Source organism: Enterococcus sp. DIV0682 (assembly GCF_051712685.1).
Classification (GTDB): Bacteria; Bacillota; Bacilli; order Lactobacillales; family Enterococcaceae; genus Enterococcus; species Enterococcus faecalis.
The window spans coordinates 432,479-452,045 of record NZ_JBIOPK010000001.1; the positions used below are offsets into that span (position 1 = coordinate 432,479).

Here is a 19,567-nt window from a genome sequence, read left to right on the forward strand (position 1 = left end):
AAACATTTATAAGCCTATTTTTAATGAAAAAAAATAAAAAAGCTAGAGAAATTATGAAATTGTAAATGTTTTCTATATTTTTGCGAAAGAATGAAAACCTTTACATAGTATTTTGAGACATAATAAAGAGGAGAAAGGAGGAACTACAGTGACTATTTATACATGTACATTAAATTTAGCCATTGATTTATTTATCGAAACAGAAGAGCTAGTTCCTTTTGTCGTGAATCGCACGAAGGAAGATGATATTCAAGCAAACGGGAAAGGAGTCAATGTTTCCCTAATTTTAAAGATGTTAGGGATTGATAATACCGCTTTGGGAGTCAAAGCTGGTTTCACTGGGAACTATGTCGAGGATTATTTAAAAGAAAAAGAGATAACCACTGATTTTATCGAAGTCGCTGGCACAACGAGAATTAATGTGTTTACAAAAGTTACCCAAGATCAAAAGGAATACAAATTAGTCAATAAAGGACCAAAATTATCTGAAGAACATGTACGACGTTTTTTGAAAAAAATTTCAGAGTTACGTAAAGGGGATTATTTGTGCGTATCAGGAAGTTTACCACAAGGGGTTTCGCCAAGTATTTTGATTGAAATTAGCCGAATTTGTTTTGAAAAACAGGTGTTCTTAATCTTAGACAGTAGTTATGAAGAAATTTTAGATTGTTTGCCTTATCAACCATTTTTATTGAAACCAAATGAAGAAGAACTTCAAGAGTGGTTTCATACAGAAGTGCAGACTAAGGATGATTACATTTTTTACGGACAAGAATTACTGAAGCGGGGAGCCAAAAATATTTTACTTTCTTTAGGTAGTGAAGGGGCTTTATTTATGAATAATGAAAAGGTTCTTTCAGGTAATTCACCAACTGGAATGGTTGTGAATACAGCTTGTTCAGGGGATGCAATGTTAGGTACCTTTTTAGCTGGTTGGCATCAAGGACTTTCATTGGAAAAAAATTTAAAAAGAAGTATTGCAGCAGGTAGTTCAACAGCATTTCGCAAAGGATTGACAGATTTTTCAGATGTTCAGGAGTTAGAGCAACAAATAAAGATTCAAGAGGAGGAATAAACAGATGGCTACGTATCAATTAATAGCTGCTACAGGTTGTCCGACGGGAATAGCGCACACGTATATGGCACAGGAGGCATTGGAACAAGCTGCAAAACGTAAAGGTATTACGATTAAGGTTGAAACACATGGTCAGATTGGCATAGAAAATGAGTTAACACCTGCAGAAATCCAAGGAGCGGAGGCAGTCATTATTGCCGCCGACAAAGACGTTCAAGCAGAACGTTTTGCTGGGAAACGAATCATTGATGTCCCTGTCAGTGTGGGGATTAAAGAAGCAGATCGCTTAATTGAAGAAGCACTCGCAGGCAAAGGATCGATTGCAGCCGAAAACCAAGCAGTGGACGAACTTGAACAGGAGACACAAATTTCTTCAGGAAATGTTGGACATAGTATTTATAAAAACTTAATGAATGGCGTCTCTCACATGTTGCCGTTTGTAGTAGCAGGCGGCGTTTTAATTGCTCTTTCTTTTGCTATTTGGGGCATTTATTCATTTGATCCAGAAAGTAGTCAGTATAATGCTACCGCTGCTATGTTAAAAAGTATTGGTGATGCCTCAATGGGAATGATGGTGCCAATCTTATCTGCGTATATCGCAGAGGGGATTGCGAAACGACCTGGTTTGGTTGTGGGCTTTGTCGGTGGTTTGATTGCTAACACGGGTGGTACTGGCTTTTTAGGAGGGATATTATCTGGTTTCCTTGCTGGGTATTTCATTCTTTTATTACAAAGAGTATTTAAAGGTTTGCCTAAATCATTAGATGGTTTAAAAGCAATTTTCCTTTATCCAGTCATTGGCGTTGCAGTTATTGGTATCACTATGTCTTTATTAGCAGATCCGATGAAAGCTGTTAATGAAGGAATGATGAGCTTTTTAGCTAGTTTCCAAAACTCCAGTCCGTTGGTTTTAGGAATAATTGTGGGTTGTATGTGTGCCTTTGATATGGGAGGTCCAGTTAATAAAGCGGCCTATGTTACTGGGACGGCACTCTTAGCTCAAGGAAATACTTCTTTTATGGCAGGAGTTTCTGCTGCCTGCATAGCGCCACCTTTAATTACAGGCTTTGCTACATTATTCTTTGGAAAATACTTTGACACAAATGAACGCAATGCGGGGCTAGTGAACTTTATTTTAGGCTCCACACATATTACAGAAGGCGCTATTCCGTTTGCGGCAAAAGACCCATTAAAGGTTTTACCAATTATGATGCTCGGATCTTCAATTGCGGCAGTCCTAACGTATATGTTTGGGGTACAAGTGCCAGCACCTCATGGAGGATTTCTTGTTTTACCAGTTGTTACTCACGCTGTTCAATGGGTTCTGGCAATTTTAGCTGGTTCATTGGTAGGCGGTTTATTGCTAGGTTTTGTACAAAAAAGTAGAATCGCCAAACAAGAGCAATCGTTATCAAAAAAATGAAATAACAGGAATTAGGAGTGGATGGAATGGCTTTTATTAAAGAAAATCATATTTTTTTAAATCAACAGTTACAAACGCAAGAGGATGTTTTTCACTTTTTAGCAAAAAAATCAACAGAATTGGAAGTTGCTCAGGACGCACAGGAAGTTTTCAATAAGCTGAACGAGCGAGAACAAGAAGGAACAACGGGGATGATGAATGGGTTTGCGATACCTCATGCAAAAGCAGTAACGATTCAACAAGCGGCCATTATCATCGTTACCTTGGACCAAGGTGTTGAGTGGCAGAGCCTTGACAACCAATTAACGGAGTTTGTGATTGCGCTGTTTATTCCAGATGCCGAAGCTGGCACGACACATTTGAAATTACTCTCTTCTGTTGCGCGCCTCCTATTAAGAGAAGAAGTTACTTCTGGACTGAAACAAGCAAGTTCGCCAGCTGAAATTGCTACGTTACTAAATAATCAATTAGGAGAGGGAACAGAATGAAAAAAATTAGTGAACAAAAACGTAAACATTTAGAAAATCTGGTAGATGATCAAGGGATTATTGGCGCACTAGCCATTGATCAACGTGGGGCCTTAAAACGCATGATGGGAAAATACAAAGAGGTGACTGCGCAAGAAATCAGTGACTTTAAAGTATTAGTATCTCGTTGCTTAACACCAGAGACTTCAGCAATTTTGTTGGATCCAGAATATGGCCTAGCTGCTGCTGAAAATCGAGCACAGACTTCAGGTTTGTTACTTGCGTATGAAAAAACGGGCTACGATGCTTCGACACCAGGACGGTTACCCGATAGTCTTGATGTTTGGTCGGTTAAGCGTTTAAAAGAAGCGGGCGCAGACGCGTGTAAATTTTTACTTTACTACGATGTTGACGAAAGTGAAGCAATCAATGAACGAAAGAAAGCTTATATAGAACGGATTGGTTCAGAGTGTTTAGCCGAAGAAATTCCATTCTTTTTAGAAATTGTCTCTTATGATGCAAACAATTCGGATAGTGCTTCAAAAGAATACGCTAAAGTAAAACCGCACAAAGTAATTGAAGCGATGAAAGAATTTTCAAAGGATCGCTATAATGTTGATGTTTTAAAAGTAGAAGTCCCTGTGAATATGAATTTTGTAGAAGGTTTTGGCACTGAAAGTCTTTATAGCCAAGATGAAGCGCAGGCTTTTTTCAACATGCAAAGTGAAGCAACACAACTTCCATTTATTTTCTTGAGTGCAGGGGTTAGTGCTACGATGTTTCAGGAAACATTGAAATTTGCAAAAAAAGCAGGTTCCTCGTTTAATGGAGTCTTATGTGGTCGGGCAACTTGGGCAGACGGCGTGCTTCCATTTGTTCAACAAGGTGCTGAAGCAGCCGTTGCGTGGCTTGAAACAACTGGTAAAACAAATGTTGACGAATTAAATCAGGTTTTAAGAGAGAGCGCAGTATCAGTCTTTGAAAAAATCCAGTAATTAAGCTGAAAATACTTACTGAATTTGAACTAATTGGTCATCTGAATTAAATTTTTTCAGAAATCGTCTTCTTTAAGTGAACTCAATGTACGCAAACTCAAAAGATATGATATAATTATTTCGATATCGATGTATGAACACCCAAAAAGTAACAGTGCTTTACTTTATTTGGGGAAAGTTGGGGTATTATGGGAATTCCTAAAGAAGGCGAGTTTGTAACCATTCAGAGTTATAAACATGACGGACATTTACATCGAACGTGGCGTGATACGATGGTACTAAAAACGAGCGAGTATTCTTTAATTGGTGTGAACGATCACACGTTAGTAACGGAATCCGACGGACGTCGGTGGGTGACTCGTGAACCAGCCATTGTTTATTTTCACAAGAAATATTGGTTCAATATAATAGCAATGATTAGAGAAAAGGGGGTTTCGTATTACTGCAATCTGGCTTCGCCATATGTTTTAGATGACGAAGCGTTGAAGTATATTGATTATGATTTAGATATCAAGGTTTTTCCAGATGGTGAAAAACGTTTACTAGACGTTGATGAATATGAATTTCATAGCAAACTAATGGATTATCCAGAAGATATTGACTTCATTTTAAAAGAAAATGTCAAGACTTTAGTGGATTGGATTAATAACGAAAAAGGCCCCTTCTCGCCCGAATATGTAGATATCTGGTATCAACGTTATCAACAGCTATCAAAAAAATAGCCGATGTAAACAGCCCACAAAAGGAGCTTGGAGCATTAGCCAAAATGGCTAATGCTCCAAGCTCTAAATTTTCCGATTTAATTGGTGTTATAGTTCTTTATTCATTTCGTAGTGTTCAATGCCAGCATCCATAAAAGGTGCTCCTGTTTTTTGATAACCTAAACGTTCATAGAAGCCTACAGCGGTGACTTGTGCTCCTAGAGTAATCTTGTGGTAGCCTTGTTCTTTGGCAAAATTTTCCGCCGCTTCCATAATCACTCGTCCATAGTCGGCGCCACGGTAAGCTTTTTCAACGGCCATTCGTTGTAATTTCATAACGCCATTTTCTAGTGGAAGCAAGCGACAAGTTGCGACAGCTACATGATCCGTGTACAAAACAAAGTGAATACAATGTGCTTCATATTCATCGATTTCCATCTCTTCTGGTACCCCTTGTTCCGCTACGAATACGCGTTGACGAAGCCGGACAGCATCTAAATAAAGATCACTCATGGTATCTTTTGTTTGAGCTACATGCATAGAAAAACCCCCAAGTTCAGAATCTGTTTCTATTTTATTATACCACGAAAAAGTTCTAGCAATGAAGTATTCTCAATGACTGAGGGGGGAAGGTGTGATAAAATAAAACAGCAACAATTGAATAAAAATAAAGGAGGAGCCGCTGTGATTAATCGATTTAAAGAATCGAAATTATTTTTCTGGTCAGTTGAATTACTTGTCGTGGCCATGCTATTATTTATTGCTTCGAAAATTAATTTCTTATTTGCACCGATTGGGACATTCTTTTCAACGTTGTTTGCCCCAGTCTTAGTAGCAGGCTTTTTGTATTATTTACTAAATCCTGTGGTCAATCTACTAATGAAGACGAAAATGAAACGAATTTATGCCGTCTTACTGGTATTTTTATTACTAATCATCGCATTAGTTCTGATCTTATTAACAATTATCCCTAAGTTGGCAGATCAGCTAGCTAGTTTAGCATCAAGTATGCCGGATTTCTTTAAACAAGTGGAGACCTGGATTTATGAGATTGCGGAGTTACCTATTTTTAAACAAATTGATTTAACAAGCTATATTGAAAAAATGGATATTTCTTATGCAAATATTATCCAACAATTTTTAAGTAGTTTATCAAGTAGCTTAGGTTCAATCGTATCAACGGTGGCGTCAACCACCATTGTTTTGGTCACTGCGCCATTTATTTTATTTTATATGTTAAAAGATGGAGACAAGCTAGTACCAGCGATTCAACGTTTTTTACCTGAAAAAAGAAAAGATGATATCGTGGATCTTTTAGGACAATTGAACCAAACCTTATCCAGTTATATTAGTGGACAAGCGATTGAATGTTTATTTGTCGGTACATTTACGATTATTGGGTATTCATTGCTTGGCGTTCGTTATGCCTTTTTATTTGGTGTCATTGCCGGCTTTACGAATTTAATTCCCTATCTAGGCCCTTATCTAGGATTAGCGCCCGCTGTCTTAGTGACCATCTTTAATGAACCCGTCAAAGCAGCCTTATGTTGTTTAGTGGTGCTAGTGGTTCAACAATTGGACGGAAATATTATTTATCCAAACGTTATCGGAAAATCTCTAAAAATCCATCCATTAACGATTATTTTAATTTTATTGGTAGCAGGAAATTTAGCAGGTTTGCTAGGTATTTTCCTCGGCGTCCCATTTTACGCAATCTGCCGGACCATTATCTACTATGTTATTGATATGGTCAAAGCGGGTCGTAGTGAAAAAGTTACCAATGCCGTTCTTTTAGGGAATGAAACAAATACGAAAGAAAATAACGGTTAATGATTGAATCCGCTAATCTTTCGTGCTATGATTTTATGGATTAGGATAGAAAATAACCTGTCATAATACTGATTGTGTCTGTTTCTAAGCCTAACCATAAAAAGAGGAAGAACGTTAAAAGAGTACGAAAGTACAGCCTCGGAATTATCAACAATTAAGGAGAGAGAGAACATTATGAATAATGCTGACCCTGAGAGTCAGTCGCTAATTGCGCAACTTCTATTATTAGTCGTGTTGACGTTTATCAATGCCTTTTTGGCAGCGGCGGAAATTGCAGTCGTATCTGTTAACAAGAATCGTGTGGAACAAAAAGCGGAAGACGGCGACGCAAAAGCTCAAAAATTGCTTAAGGTATTGCAAGACCCCAATAACTTTTTATCCACAATCCAAGTAGGGATTACTTTGGTTAATATCCTATCTGGTGCTTCATTAGCAGAGACTTTATCTAGTCGTTTGGCCCCTGTATTAGGTGGCGGCGCCGCAGCTAAGAGTCTTGCCAGTATCATTATCTTAGCATTGTTAACGTACGTTTCTATTGTATTTGGTGAATTATACCCTAAACGAATTGCTATGAATAAATCAGAAGAAGTCGCTCAATTGACTTCTGGTGCAGTTCGCTTTTTAGGAGTTATCGCGCGTCCCTTCGTTTGGTTGCTATCGGCTTCGACCGATTTATTATCCAAAATCACACCAATGACTTTCGATGATGCTGATTCGAAGATGACACGAGATGAAATGCGCTATATGCTTGAAACAGAAGGTGTTTTGGAAAACGAAGAACTAGAAATGCTACAAGGTGTCTTTTCATTAGATACAAAAGTGGCACGAGAAGTAATGGTTCCTCGGACAGACGCATTCATGGTTGACATCCAAGATGATGTCCAAGAAAACATCAATTTAATTTTAGGAGAAAATTATTCTCGGATTCCTGTTTATAGTGAAGACAAAGATAAAATTGTTGGTATTTTACATACCAAAACGTTACTAAAAGCTGCACGTAATTTAGGCTTTGAAAACATTGAATTAGGCGCGATTATCCAAGAACCATTATTTGTCCCAGAAACCATTTTTATTGATGATTTACTTTATGAGTTAAAACGAACACAAAACCAAATGGCGATTTTACTAGATGAATATGGCGGTGTTGTCGGTTTAGCAACACTGGAAGATTTACTAGAAGAAATCGTTGGTGAAATTGACGATGAAACAGATGAAGTAGAAAATTTATATACACAAGTGGCTGACAATGAATATTTGGTTCAAGGACGCATGTTAATTGACGAATTTAATGAAGTATTTGAAACAGATTTACACATGAGCGATGTTGATACAATGGCAGGTTACTTAATTACAGCATTAGGAACCATTCCTGATGAAGGGGAAAAACCTTCTTTTGAAGTGGGCAATATTAAGTTAACTGCTGAAGAAATGGAAGGCACACGTTTGCTAGTCTTACGCGTTCATTTCTACGATGAAGAAACTGTCGATGAAGAACCAGAAGAAAATCGTCGTTTTTTCCGTAAAGAAATGGAAGATGACGAACCAAGACGTTAAAAATAACCTGTGACATCAGTCGTTTTGACTAATGTCGCAGGTTTTCCTTTTAAAAAACAGCCAACAGCAGCTCTTTATTCTCAAGGCTTGACATGATATACTAGCAAAGGTTAATCAAAAATTATGCTGAAGAAAATAAATAAATAAACATCACAAGTGATAAGGAGATTTTTATGACGATCAATCAAAAAGAAGCAGTCGATAGTCGCCGTACGTTTGCGATTATTTCCCATCCGGATGCTGGGAAAACAACGATTACTGAACAATTATTATTATTTGGGGGCGCCATCCGCCAAGCTGGAACCGTCAAAGGGAAAAAAACAGGGAACTTTGCCAAATCTGACTGGATGGAAATTGAAAAACAACGGGGAATTTCGGTAACGAGTTCTGTGATGCAATTTGACTATCAAGACAAACGGATTAATATCTTGGACACCCCAGGGCATGAGGATTTCTCAGAGGATACGTATCGGACATTGATGGCCGTGGATAGTGCTGTGATGGTTATTGACAGTGCCAAAGGGATTGAAGCACAAACGAAAAAACTTTTCCAAGTTGTTAAAAAACGTGGTATTCCAATTTTTACTTTTATTAACAAATTGGACCGTGACGGACGGGAACCATTGGAACTTTTAGAAGAATTGGAAGAACTATTGGATATTGAATCTTATCCAATGAACTGGCCAATTGGTATGGGAAAAGGCCTAGAAGGTCTATACGATATTTATAATGAACGTGTGGAATTATATCGTCCAGAAAATAATGGCGGGGAGCGTTTTATCCCTTTAAAAGATGGCGATATCCCGAGCGATTTACCATTGCACAATAACAGCGTCTATCAACAAGTGTTGGAAGATGTTGAGTTATTGGTAGAAGCAGGCGATGAATTTAGCGAGGAAAAAATCGCTCGTGGTGATCAAACGCCAGTCTTCTTCGGTTCTGCTTTGACAAACTTTGGGGTTCAAACATTTTTAGAAACCTTCTTACAATTTGCGCCTGCGCCACATGCGCATAAAACAGAAGAGGGTGGCGAAGTAAGTCCTTATGAAAAAGAATTTTCAGGCTTTGTCTTTAAAATTCAAGCGAATATGAACCCAGCCCATCGTGATCGAATTGCCTTTGTTCGAATTTGTTCAGGTGTTTTTGAAAGAGGCATGGACGTGACCTTAGGTAGAACAGGTAAAAAAGTCAAATTAAGCAACGTGACACAATTTATGGCGGATGCCCGCGAAAACGTCACAGAAGCTGTTGCAGGCGATATTATCGGCGTGTATGACACAGGAAATTACCAAATTGGCGATACTTTGTATGAAGGGAAAATGAATGTTCAATACGAAGAGTTGCCGTCATTTACCCCTGAATTATTCATGAAAGTGACTGCCAAAAACGTGATGAAACAAAAATCTTTCCATAAAGGAATTTACCAACTGGTTCAAGAAGGAGCCATTCAATTATATAAAACATATTTAACAGAAGAATATATCATTGGCGCCGTAGGTCAATTGCAGTTTGAAGTTTTCCAATACCGAATGTCCAATGAATACAATGCTGAAGTAGTAATGACGCCAATGGGTTCTAAAATTGCCCGCTGGATTAATCCAGAAGATTTAGATGAACGCATGAGCTCTAGCCGAAACATTTTGGCACGGGACCGTTTCGACCAACCATTGTTCTTATTTGAAAACCAATTTGCGGAACGCTGGTTTGCGGATAAGTATCCAGATGTTGAACTGAAAAGTTTGATGTAAAATTAATTTGTAATCAATTAGTAGCTGAATCTTTAGAAGATTGAAGCTCGGCGCAGTCATTCTCAAGATGATTGCGCTGAGCTTTTCTTGTTATAAGGTATTAAAGCAGGCGTGATTGTTTTTTTTGAGATAGAATACTTACTATAACGAACCTATCAAGGAGTGGACAAGAACATGAATTTTTATGGCATCGAGTATTTAAAAAGCCAATCTAATTTAAATGATTACTTAAAGTATTTTTTTATTTTTGCTTTGTTAATCGGGCTAGTCATTGTGTTTAGTTTTTATGTGCGACATCAAATTCAAACGAAATATCGTGAATTAAGTATTATTATTTTTTTATCATTATTATTTGTTTTAGGGGTTCAATATTCCAATTACCAACTGAACCAAAATCAGCATTCACAATCTTCACAAATGGTACATTTTGTCGAACAAGTGGCACAGGAAAAAAAGGTTTCTCCAGAAAAAGTTTATGTCAATGGTACACAATTGGCTGACGGAACCATAGTTAAAATTGACGAAGTCTTTTATAAAATGAGTTTAAGTACGGATCAGCAGTCTTATACGTTACAAGAAACGTATTTATTAACACCAACGATTGAAATCATAAAGTAAAGTGAGGGAAAATTAATGCAGTTTTATAGTCCAATTATTATTAAATTTGCTTTAGGTATTATTTGTTTAATTGTCCAAATTAATTTGATGGGAAAAGGCAATTTGGCGCCCACATCGGCTATGGACCAAGTGCAAAACTATGTATTGGGGGGCATTATTGGTGGTGTTATTTATAATGATTCAATTACGGTGCTCCAATTTGTATTAGTGTTAATTTTGTGGACATTATTAGTCTTAATTTTAAAATTTGCAAAAGAACACAATCGCTATGTGAAGCAAATTGTGGATGGTAAACCCATTACTTTAATCAAGGATGGACAGGTTGTGGTGAAGGAATGTTTGAAAAATGGTATTTCTGCAAATGATCTAATGTTTAAATTACGAGCAAATGGTATTTATGAAGTCCAGCTTGTTAAACGGGCGGTTTTAGAACAAAATGGTCAATTAACAATCGTCGAATATGGCGATGAAAGTATTCGTTATCCGATTATTGTGGACGGTCAAGCCAACATGGATGTCCTAGAGTTAATCAAAAAAGATGAGCACTGGCTGTTAACGCAAATCCAAGAACAAGGCTTCCAAAGATTACAGGAAATCTATCTAGGTGAATATTTATCTGGACAGTTAAGTTTATCACCATATGAAGGAAAAACGATTTCTTAGCTATACTTTTCATCCTACTTATATTAAAATAAAATGGTAATTCAATGAGTTTTAAAAGGAGGAAAAATGAAAACTAAAAAGATAGTTGTCGGGTTATTTTGTTCAATGATTGTTTTAACGGGGTGCCAACCAGATCAACGAACTGAAAAAATGAAAGAAAGTACTGAAGCAGAAGCAGTCCAAGTAACGAGTGGTGCCTCGGCAGCCACTAATGCCACTTCTGTAAAGCAGGAGGAGCAGACAAACACGGAGGATCAACCGAAGGAGAGTGCTGCCAAAGTGAGTTATGAGCGTAATGGACATACCTTTGAAGTTGATGCTGTTTCTGGCGCTACAGTAGAAGCTAATAATGGACAATCAGGAATTAGTCCAGAAGAAAAAGCCCAGAAGATGTATTGGTCAGGTCGTCCAGAAATCGGAGAAGTTCAAGGGGATTATTATCATCATGAAGTCGTGTTTGATGGCGGCTATACGGCTTTAATTGATGTCGTTGTTAAGGATCAACAAATTCAGTTAGTGGAATTTGATGAACGTGGACCTAAAAACTATTATTCTGAAGAATGGGCAGGAGTGACAAAACGTTTATCCGGCTATGCAAATTTTCAAGCGAACAACGCCCGAACTGATCAATCGTTAGTGACCGTTGTTAATACGATGACTTTTCTAGAAAATCAAATGGTTGCTGAAAATCGCCTAGATGGCGCATTCCAGACAGCCAAAGGTCAATCCAATAGCGCTAATAATGGTTATCTTCCTGCTGCTAGGGCTTTAGCCAAGGAAATCAAAGAACCTTCAAAAGAACATTATACAAGTCTAACAGAAGATTTTGGAGAGGGGCTTTCTGGACGTTTAACGGTTATTACGTTAAAAGATTCAGGGAAAATAACCGATCTTCGTTATGATGAATATTTTGCAGATACAGAAGAAGAGATTAAAGACGCAAAACTGAAGGCTTATTCTCGCCAATCAAAATATTTTTCTAAAGATTATGCTCAAAAATCGGGGGAAAATTTCAAAAAAGAAGTGGATGACTTAAGAAAAAAAGCAATCGAGGAAAACAAATTAGTCAGTCCGACAAATGAGGAAGCCTGGTCGGAAAATTATCAAAGGCTTGTAAAAAAAATAACGTCACAATAAATTAAAAAACTGCCGAAGTGGGGAAACTTCGGCAGTTTTTTTAGTTTTCCATGAGGGAAACTTTTAATGGAACAGACACTTCGGTCACATGGTTTAACTCAATGATAGAAATTTCATCTGGGTCATAAGCCTCTTTAGGTAATCGTTTTAACAGTTTTGCTAAAATTTCTTTTACTTCTGTCGGACGAATGCGACGATTTTTATTCATAATCAGAACTTCCACATGGTGAGCTGCTTCTGAATAGACAGCGGTCGTGTTTCCTGCTGAGTAGACTTTTACAAAGTAAGCATCCGTGTTTTCCAATTGTTTATTTACTAATTGTTTGTAGCTATTGGTCACATTCACTAATTTCATTTTATCACCTCATTATAGTTGTGTGCTGCAAAAGAGCGTTTCCAATTATGTACAGGAGTTCCAGATTGAATTTTTTCTATGAGGAACAAGTATACGAATATCTTTCTTCTATTATAGTTTTTTTTGATGAAAATAAAAAGTGAAAAGCATAAAAAAATCCGCACGCATTGTTATTAATGCGTGTGGATTTTTGATTATTCTGCTTGGTCAGATGTTGAAGTTTCTGTTTTAGTCACTTCTTGTGCGCCAGTTACGATAATTTTACCTTCGTTATCTAACGCTGCGACTAATTGATGATTTTCAGGATGATCTAGATAGTATTCAGCAATGCCGTCTTCAATTTGTTCTTGAATTGTTCGACGTAAAGGACGAGCGCCCATTGCAGGATCATAACCTAAATCAACGAGTTTCTCTTTGACTTCTGTTGGAACCTCAATGTGTAATTTTTGTTTAGCTAATAAGCCATTTACTTCTTCTAACATCAAGCTGACAATGTTCATCAGGTTTTCTTTGCTTAATGCTTTGAATTCGATAATACCATCGAAACGGTTAAGGAATTCGGGGGTGAAGAAGTTGTTCAATTGACCTAAAACAGATTTAGTCACACCTTCACGGGCAGCGCCAAAGCCAACGTTGGCTTCCACAGCACCTGTTCCAGCATTACTTGTCATGATAATGATGGTGTCTTTAAAGCTGACCGTACGACCTTGTGCATCTGTTAAACGACCATCGTCGAGAATTTGTAAAAACATGTGTAAAACATCAGGATGCGCTTTTTCAATTTCATCCAATAAAATTAAACTATAAGGATTACGACGGACTTTTTCTGTGAGTTGTCCAGCTTCGTCATACCCAACATAGCCTGGAGGAGAACCAATCAGTTTAGAGACACTGTGTTTTTCCATGTACTCACTCATATCGAAACGAACCATCGAATCTTCTGAACCGAATAGCTCAAAGGCTAATTGTTTTGCTAATTCTGTTTTACCAACGCCTGTTGGCCCTACAAATAAGAAGGAACCAATTGGGCGGTTTTGTTTGCCTAGGCCTACACGATTGCGACGAATCGCTTTAGCTACTTTATCGACGGCATCATCTTGTCCGACAACATGAGCTTTTAAGTCAACAGCTAAATTTTTCAATTGGGTTTGTTCTTTTTCTTTTAAGTCACCGACAGGAATGCCAGTTTTTTGTTCCACAATGGCTTCAATATCTTTTTCAGTGATGACGGGTGTTTCTTCATCGCTGATTTGTTTTTCTTTCATTGCTTGTAATTTATTGATTTGATCACGATAATAAGCCGCTTTTTCAAAATCTTCTTCTGCGGAAGCTTGTTGTTTTTGTTGTTCCGCTTCTGCTAATTTTTTATCAATTGTTTTTGGATCGACGAGTTGAATAGTTAGATTCATTTTTGAACCAGATTCATCTAACAAGTCAATCGCTTTATCTGGTAAAAAGCGATCTTGAATGTAACGATTGGATAAGTTTGCTGCTGCGTTAATCGCTTCATCTGTATATTTAACATGATGATAATCTTCATAACGTTTTTGCAAACCATGTAAAATCGTTATGGTTTCGGCAACGGTTGGCTCATCTACTTGGACTGGTTGCATCCGACGTTCTAAGGCAGCATCTTTTTCAATAATACGGTACTCATTTAAAGTTGTGGCACCGACTAATTGTAATTCACCACGTGCTAAGGCTGGTTTTAAAATATTGCCAGCATCCATATTGCCATCACCAGCAGCACCAGCACCCACAATTTCATGGACTTCATCAATAAATAAAATGACATTTTCAGCTTCAGTGATTTCTTCAATCAATTTTTGCATCCGTTCTTCAAATTGTCCGCGAATACCAGTTCCTTGAACAAGTGAAACCACATCTAAACGAATGACTTCTTTGTCCAATAATTTTTGGGGCACATCGCCATCGACAATTTTTTGGGCTAAACCTTCGACAACGGCTGTTTTACCAACACCTGGTTCACCGATTAAAACGGGGTTGTTTTTTGTACGGCGATTTAAGATTTCAATGACACGCTTAATTTCTTGGTCACGTCCTACCACAGGATCGATATCTCCTTGGCGTGCCGCTTCGGTGATGTTAATCCCATACTCGCCTAGTAAACCTTGACCAGCGCCAGCGCCTCCGCGAGGGGGTTGACCTCCATTACCACCATCACCAAATTGAGTGGGTGGTGTTTGTTGTTCATAAGGATTACCTTGTTGCATTTGGCGAGAAAGAGAACGATATAAATCGTCTAAACTCCCAAAGCCAAAAGGGTCTTGTCCCATATTTTGAGGGGAATTATTTGCTTGATTTTTTAATTTTTGATAGCAGCTTTGGCAATAGTCCAGTTGTTTTCTTTGACCATTCACATTTGCATATAAATGAATTGTTGCTTCATTTTGTTGACAATTTTGACAAATCATTGAATGAAACACATCCTTTCAAAATAACTGAGGCCAGAAAAATAGCTGTTTGCTCTATTATTTCTAGTAAACAGACCATTTTTCCTCAAACCAGCCAAGTACTAGATAGCAGGAATAAATTCTGTCTATAAAACCACTTGACCATTTTTGACCTTTGAGGTTATTATAGCATTTTTTGTAAGAGAATCAAGTAAAAGACCTTGTTTAAAAAAAGGCAAAGATTCGATTTTTTTACAGACAATTGCGCCATTTTCAAGTAAACTATAAGAGTTGATATTTAAGAGAAAGAGTGGTGAAATCAATGGCTGAAAATCCTTTTGTAGAAAAAATTGCTTCATTAAAAGCTGGAGAAATCTCTGAATTAATCGTGGAGCAAAATGAATTTTTCCAATTTCGTGATGCTTGGATTTCTTTGCCTGACCGCGCGGAAATTGTTGGAGAAGCGGGGTTAAATGGACGAATCATTTATCGTTACCAAAAAGAGGAAGAATAGTCAGTGCAAAACATCACGAAATTTAAGCAAAAAGTGTTGTGTAAGATAGAAAAAAATGGTAATCTTAGAAACTGAAAGGGTCTTTTTTCGAGTAGACGTTTGATTTTAGCGTATCAAGAAAGGAAAACCCTAACATAAAAATTTTTTATTTACGAAGGAGACCGATTTATATGGAAAAGAAAGAATTTCACATTGTAGCAGAAACAGGAATTCACGCACGTCCAGCTACTTTATTAGTACAAACTGCAAGCAAATTTAACTCAGATATTAACTTAGAATACAAAGGTAAATCTGTTAACTTAAAATCAATCATGGGCGTTATGTCTTTAGGCGTTGGTCAAGGTTCTGACGTAACAATCACTGTTGATGGTGCTGACGAAGCTGAAGGAATGGCAGCAATCGTTGAAACATTACAAAAAGAAGGATTGGCTGAATAATGTCTGAGATGCTAAAAGGGATTGCCGCAAGTGATGGCGTTGCTGTTGCTAAAGCTTACCTGCTAGTTCAACCTGACTTGTCTTTCAACAAAACTTCCGTAGAAGATACTGATGCAGAAGCAACTCGCTTAGACGATGCTTTAGCAAAATCTACTGAAGAGTTGCAAGCAATTCGCGACAAAGCAGCTCAAAGCCTTGGTGAAGCAGAAGCGCAAGTTTTCGATGCTCATTTAATGGTTTTATCTGACCCAGAAATGGTTGGTCAAATCAAACAAAATATCCAAGACAACAAAGTCAATGCAGAAGCTGCCTTGAAAGAAGTTACGGATATGTATATTGGTATGTTTGAAGCAATGGACGATAATGCTTACATGCAAGAGCGTGCAGCAGATATTCGTGACGTTGCCAAACGTATCTTAGCACATTTATTAGGTGTGACTCTTCCAAATCCTTCAATGATTAACGAAGAAGTAATCGTGGTTGCCCATGACTTAACACCTAGTGATACTGCACAATTAGACCGTACGTATGTTAAAGCCTTTGTGACAGACATCGGCGGACGTACTTCTCACTCAGCAATCATGGCTCGTTCGTTAGAAATCCCTGCAATCGTTGGTACAAAAGAAATTACTGACAAAGTAAAAGCAGGCGATATTTTAGCAGTGAACGGAATCATTGGGGATGTTATTATTGACCCAACAGATGCTGAAAAATCTGAATTTGAAGCAGAAGCAAAAGCTTATGCAGATCAAAAAGCAGAATGGGATAAACTAAAAAATGCAGAAACAGTGACAGCTGACGGCAAACATGTTGAGTTAGCTGCAAACATTGGTACACCAAAAGATTTAGAAGGCGTACACAAAAACGGCGGCGAAGCTGTTGGTTTATATCGTACAGAATTCTTATACATGGATTCATCTGACTTTCCAACTGAAGAGGACCAATACCAAGCGTATAAAGCAGTTCTTGAAGGAATGGAAGGAAAACCCGTTGTGGTTCGTACAATGGATATTGGTGGGGACAAAGAGCTTCCTTACCTGACATTACCACACGAAATGAACCCATTCTTAGGTTACCGTGCATTACGTATTAGCTTATCAGAACTAGGTGACGGCATGTTCCGTACACAAATGCGTGCATTATTACGTGCGTCTGTTCATGGTAACTTACGTATCATGTTCCCAATGGTTGCTACTTTGAAAGAATTTAGAGCAGCGAAAGCAATCTTTGAAGACGAAAAACAAAAATTAGTCAACGAAGGTGTTGAAGTTTCAAACGATATCCAAGTAGGTATTATGATTGAAATTCCAGCAGCTGCCGTATTAGCTGATAAATTTGCCAAAGAAGTTGACTTCTTTAGTGTTGGAACTAACGACTTAATCCAATACACAATGGCGGCAGACCGTATGAACGAACGCGTTTCTTACTTATACCAACCATACAACCCATCAATCTTACGTTTAATTAAAAATGTAATTGATGCAGCACATGCTGAAGGTAAATGGGCTGGTATGTGTGGTGAAATGGCGGGCGATCAAACAGCTGTTCCATTACTATTGGGTATGGGCTTAGATGAGTTCTCAATGAGTGCTACATCTATCCTTAAAACACGTAGCTTGATGAAACGTCTAGACACAACTAAAATGGCTGAACTTGCTGACCGCGCATTAAAAGAATGCGACACGATGGAAGAAGTCGTTGCATTAGTTGAAGAATATACAAAATAATTAAGTGATTATGAAAGCACATCGACAATTGTCGATGTGCTTTTTTATTGTTGCGATTCACGTATTTTTTTCTTGAAATAATAAATCGTGCTTCCCAAAATGAATAGAAAAACCAGCGTGATGCTACTCACTAGTTTCCAAGGGAAATTGGTGTGTTTTTCAGGTGGGAGGTTGACGGCGGTAGCATTGTATTTTTTAGCTTCTTTTTCTTGGATGACTAAGTGTTTTTCCCACGAATAGTCTTGATAGCCATCGTTTACTTTGATTTTTACAGTATAATTTCCAGGAACAAAAGGTTGTTCCTTTAAGTCAATCCGATAATTAAAATTTGTATTAGGGGCCATTGTTAACGACTCTTGGTGATTTTCGTAGCGAGGTTTAGCTTCTTTTTCATAATATAAAGAGGCATCGACTTGTAATTTTTTAATCATAGCCGCTTGTTTGTTTTGGAGATTCATTAATACGCGGTTACGACCGTTAGCTTGATCGGTTTTTACTTCATTTAAAGATAATTCTGGCTGAACAGGTTCATCTGTTTCACTAAGTAAGACGCCGACTACATAAGAAAAACGATTATTGATGGCCACGCCGTTTTCTGAGTGAGCAGGTTGTTCATCTGACTTTTGTTCAAAGTAGAGTCCTCCTAAAACATAACCATTAAATGGTTTTTCCGGTAAAGTAAGCTGACATTCAACAGTCTTGGTTGAGTGTTTAGGTAGGTGGATTTCTTTTGGCAATTGCGCAATCTCATTAAAAGTAAAAGGTGCAGATGGATCTTTTTTTGTTTCAGCATGAGAATAATCTGCCAAGCCATTATCATTAGTAATCGCTGCATTGGCTGAAGCTAGCACGGTAATGTCGTTGGCTGTTTGATTCGTTAGTTCGATTTGTAGCTTTTGTGTTTGGTTTGGAGCGACACGTAAATCAAAATAACTTGTTTCTTTGGTTCGTTGATTGTCGGGTAAAATGGCTTTTACAGAAAAAGTCATTTCGCTTGCTTCTACAGAATAAGAGCCAATAAAAAATAAAAAAATGATGACGCTAATAGCATGGAGCCATTTAAAAAGCTGCTGATTCATAGTGTGCACTCCTTTTTGATAATTTTTTATAAGAAGGTATTGCATGAAGTTGTTTCATGCAATACCTTGTTTGTTTTCTTTTAAAGTGGTGTATCATCCAAAATCCAAGTAAGCGTTGTTTTATATTGTTTAGCTGCAACTTTTTTCGTTGTCGCAGGAACAGTTAATTGAATGCCTTGAGCAGCGGTCGCTCCGCTACCAAAAGCTAATGTCCAAGTGCCCATTCCTGTTGAAAGAGCGGCAGTCGCCACAGGAGAAGTAGCGGCACCAGTTGGATCCAAGGTTACTGGGACCGTTAATGGCGCCAAAGAAAGTAACTGTGTTGAATTGGGTGTTGCTGCTAAAAAGGTCAAGGAAGCATTATCCAAAACAGCGGGTGTTGAATCACTTGTAGCAAATTGCGCACTCTGTTTAACTGATAATTTCCAGCCAAGATTTAGACCACGTTTGTCAGTTACTTGAACATAGTTTGGCACGCTAATTAAATCGCCAGTACTATTTTGCACTTGGTCTAGTTGTGCCGAATAGATTGCTGTACCGGCTTGAATTTGTTTTGATCCAAAATGGATATTTGAAACATAGTCAATACTAAGGGGTCCGGCTGTACCAGGTTGATGAGGATCAGCAGGATTAGGTGTCACAGGCTGAGAAGGGTTCGTCGGGTTGACAGGTGGCGTGACAGTATTATCAAGAGCAAACGTAATATCAGCGTTGGATTGAATAGAAGCGACTTGAGCTGCTTCAACTTTTGGACTATTTAAAAGCATAAGAGGCGTAGCAACGAACAAAATGCTTGAAATGCGCACGATCTTTTTCATTTTTTATTCCTT

The 19,567-nt window shown here is 37.9% G+C and carries 19 protein-coding genes; 14 read left to right on the forward strand and 5 right to left on the reverse strand.

The window, feature by feature from the left end; genetic code table 11:
- The first annotated feature begins 148 nt into the window (after positions 1–148).
- From pfkB to bph, 5 genes are all read left to right on the forward strand, one after another.
- Entirely contained in the window at positions 149–1,075 is a 927-nt protein-coding gene (gene pfkB / locus IGK96_RS02200) for a 1-phosphofructokinase (RefSeq protein WP_010775586.1), read from the forward strand.
- Positions 1,076–1,079: 4 nt separating this feature from the next.
- Positions 1,080–2,498, forward strand: coding sequence for a PTS fructose transporter subunit IIC (locus IGK96_RS02205; protein WP_002355535.1), 1,419 nt, complete (start codon positions 1,080–1,082; stop codon positions 2,496–2,498).
- A 26-nt stretch (positions 2,499–2,524) separates the two neighbouring features.
- Positions 2,525–2,986 (forward strand): fructose PTS transporter subunit IIA, encoded by a 462-nt coding sequence (locus IGK96_RS02210; RefSeq protein WP_010775587.1) that lies wholly within the window; start codon positions 2,525–2,527, stop codon positions 2,984–2,986.
- Positions 2,983–3,960 (forward strand): tagatose-bisphosphate aldolase, encoded by a 978-nt coding sequence (lacD, locus tag IGK96_RS02215; RefSeq protein WP_002375930.1) that lies wholly within the window; start codon positions 2,983–2,985, stop codon positions 3,958–3,960. The genes IGK96_RS02210 and lacD overlap by 4 nt, the downstream gene beginning before the upstream one ends.
- Before the next feature lie 188 nt (positions 3,961–4,148).
- Positions 4,149–4,682 carry a biofilm phosphatase Bph gene (bph, locus tag IGK96_RS02220; protein ID WP_002355538.1) on the forward strand — a complete coding sequence of 178 codons (534 nt, stop codon included), beginning with the start codon at positions 4,149–4,151 and terminating at the stop codon, positions 4,680–4,682.
- 87 nt (positions 4,683–4,769) lie between these two features.
- Here the strand turns inward: bph and IGK96_RS02225 are convergent, their stop codons facing one another.
- On the reverse strand, positions 4,770–5,201 hold the full coding sequence (locus tag IGK96_RS02225; protein ID WP_002373345.1) for a GNAT family N-acetyltransferase: 432 nt from the start codon (positions 5,199–5,201) through the stop codon (positions 4,770–4,772).
- Between the two features lie 75 nt (positions 5,202–5,276).
- On the opposite strand from IGK96_RS02225, the gene IGK96_RS02230 reads away from it, so the two are divergent.
- The 6 genes from IGK96_RS02230 to IGK96_RS02255 all read left to right on the forward strand — a co-directional run bounded on the left by IGK96_RS02230 (position 5,277) and on the right by IGK96_RS02255 (position 12,211).
- Positions 5,277–6,491 (forward strand): AI-2E family transporter, encoded by a 1,215-nt coding sequence (locus tag IGK96_RS02230; protein ID WP_002384914.1) that lies wholly within the window; start codon positions 5,277–5,279, stop codon positions 6,489–6,491.
- A gap of 174 nt (positions 6,492–6,665) precedes the next feature.
- Positions 6,666–8,045: a hemolysin family protein gene (locus tag IGK96_RS02235; RefSeq protein WP_002363168.1), complete on the forward strand. Its 1,380-nt coding sequence runs from the start codon at positions 6,666–6,668 to the stop codon at positions 8,043–8,045.
- 173 nt (positions 8,046–8,218) lie between these two features.
- Complete coding sequence (locus tag IGK96_RS02240; RefSeq protein ID WP_002355543.1) at positions 8,219–9,793, forward strand: peptide chain release factor 3; 1,575 nt, start codon at positions 8,219–8,221, stop codon at positions 9,791–9,793.
- Positions 9,794–9,967: 174 nt separating this feature from the next.
- Complete coding sequence (locus tag IGK96_RS02245; RefSeq protein WP_002355544.1) at positions 9,968–10,411, forward strand: DUF3290 domain-containing protein; 444 nt, start codon at positions 9,968–9,970, stop codon at positions 10,409–10,411.
- Positions 10,412–10,426: 15 nt separating this feature from the next.
- The gene (locus IGK96_RS02250; RefSeq protein ID WP_010713889.1) at positions 10,427–11,074 is read left to right on the forward strand and encodes a DUF421 domain-containing protein; all 648 of its coding nucleotides are present in this window, start codon (positions 10,427–10,429) and stop codon (positions 11,072–11,074) included.
- 66 nt (positions 11,075–11,140) lie between these two features.
- Complete coding sequence (locus IGK96_RS02255; RefSeq protein ID WP_010713888.1) at positions 11,141–12,211, forward strand: hypothetical protein; 1,071 nt, start codon at positions 11,141–11,143, stop codon at positions 12,209–12,211.
- A 40-nt stretch (positions 12,212–12,251) separates the two neighbouring features.
- On the opposite strand, the gene IGK96_RS02260 is transcribed toward IGK96_RS02255, so the two are convergent.
- Positions 12,252–12,566: a DUF1827 family protein gene (locus tag IGK96_RS02260; protein ID WP_002355547.1), complete on the reverse strand. Its 315-nt coding sequence runs from the start codon at positions 12,564–12,566 to the stop codon at positions 12,252–12,254.
- A gap of 194 nt (positions 12,567–12,760) precedes the next feature.
- Positions 12,761–15,001: an ATP-dependent Clp protease ATP-binding subunit gene (locus IGK96_RS02265; protein WP_002386935.1), complete on the reverse strand. Its 2,241-nt coding sequence runs from the start codon at positions 14,999–15,001 to the stop codon at positions 12,761–12,763.
- A gap of 301 nt (positions 15,002–15,302) precedes the next feature.
- On the opposite strand from IGK96_RS02265, the gene IGK96_RS02270 reads away from it, so the two are divergent.
- The 3 genes from IGK96_RS02270 (at position 15,303) to ptsP (ending at position 17,658) form a co-directional block, all read left to right on the forward strand.
- Positions 15,303–15,494, forward strand: coding sequence for a hypothetical protein (locus IGK96_RS02270; RefSeq protein ID WP_002366170.1), 192 nt, complete (start codon positions 15,303–15,305; stop codon positions 15,492–15,494).
- Positions 15,495–15,664: 170 nt separating this feature from the next.
- On the forward strand, positions 15,665–15,931 hold the full coding sequence (locus IGK96_RS02275; protein WP_002355551.1) for a phosphocarrier protein HPr: 267 nt from the start codon (positions 15,665–15,667) through the stop codon (positions 15,929–15,931).
- Positions 15,931–17,658, forward strand: a complete 1,728-nt coding sequence (gene ptsP, locus IGK96_RS02280; RefSeq protein ID WP_002361251.1) for a phosphoenolpyruvate--protein phosphotransferase — start codon at positions 15,931–15,933, stop codon at positions 17,656–17,658. The genes IGK96_RS02275 and ptsP overlap by 1 nt, the downstream gene beginning before the upstream one ends.
- Before the next feature lie 44 nt (positions 17,659–17,702).
- On the opposite strand, the gene IGK96_RS02285 is transcribed toward ptsP, so the two are convergent.
- Positions 17,703–18,782: a DUF916 and DUF3324 domain-containing protein gene (locus tag IGK96_RS02285; RefSeq protein ID WP_071646574.1), complete on the reverse strand. Its 1,080-nt coding sequence runs from the start codon at positions 18,780–18,782 to the stop codon at positions 17,703–17,705.
- A gap of 35 nt (positions 18,783–18,817) precedes the next feature.
- Positions 18,818–19,555, reverse strand: a complete 738-nt coding sequence (locus IGK96_RS02290) for a WxL domain-containing protein (RefSeq protein WP_002358689.1) — start codon at positions 19,553–19,555, stop codon at positions 18,818–18,820.
- Positions 19,556–19,567: the final 12 nt, after the last annotated feature.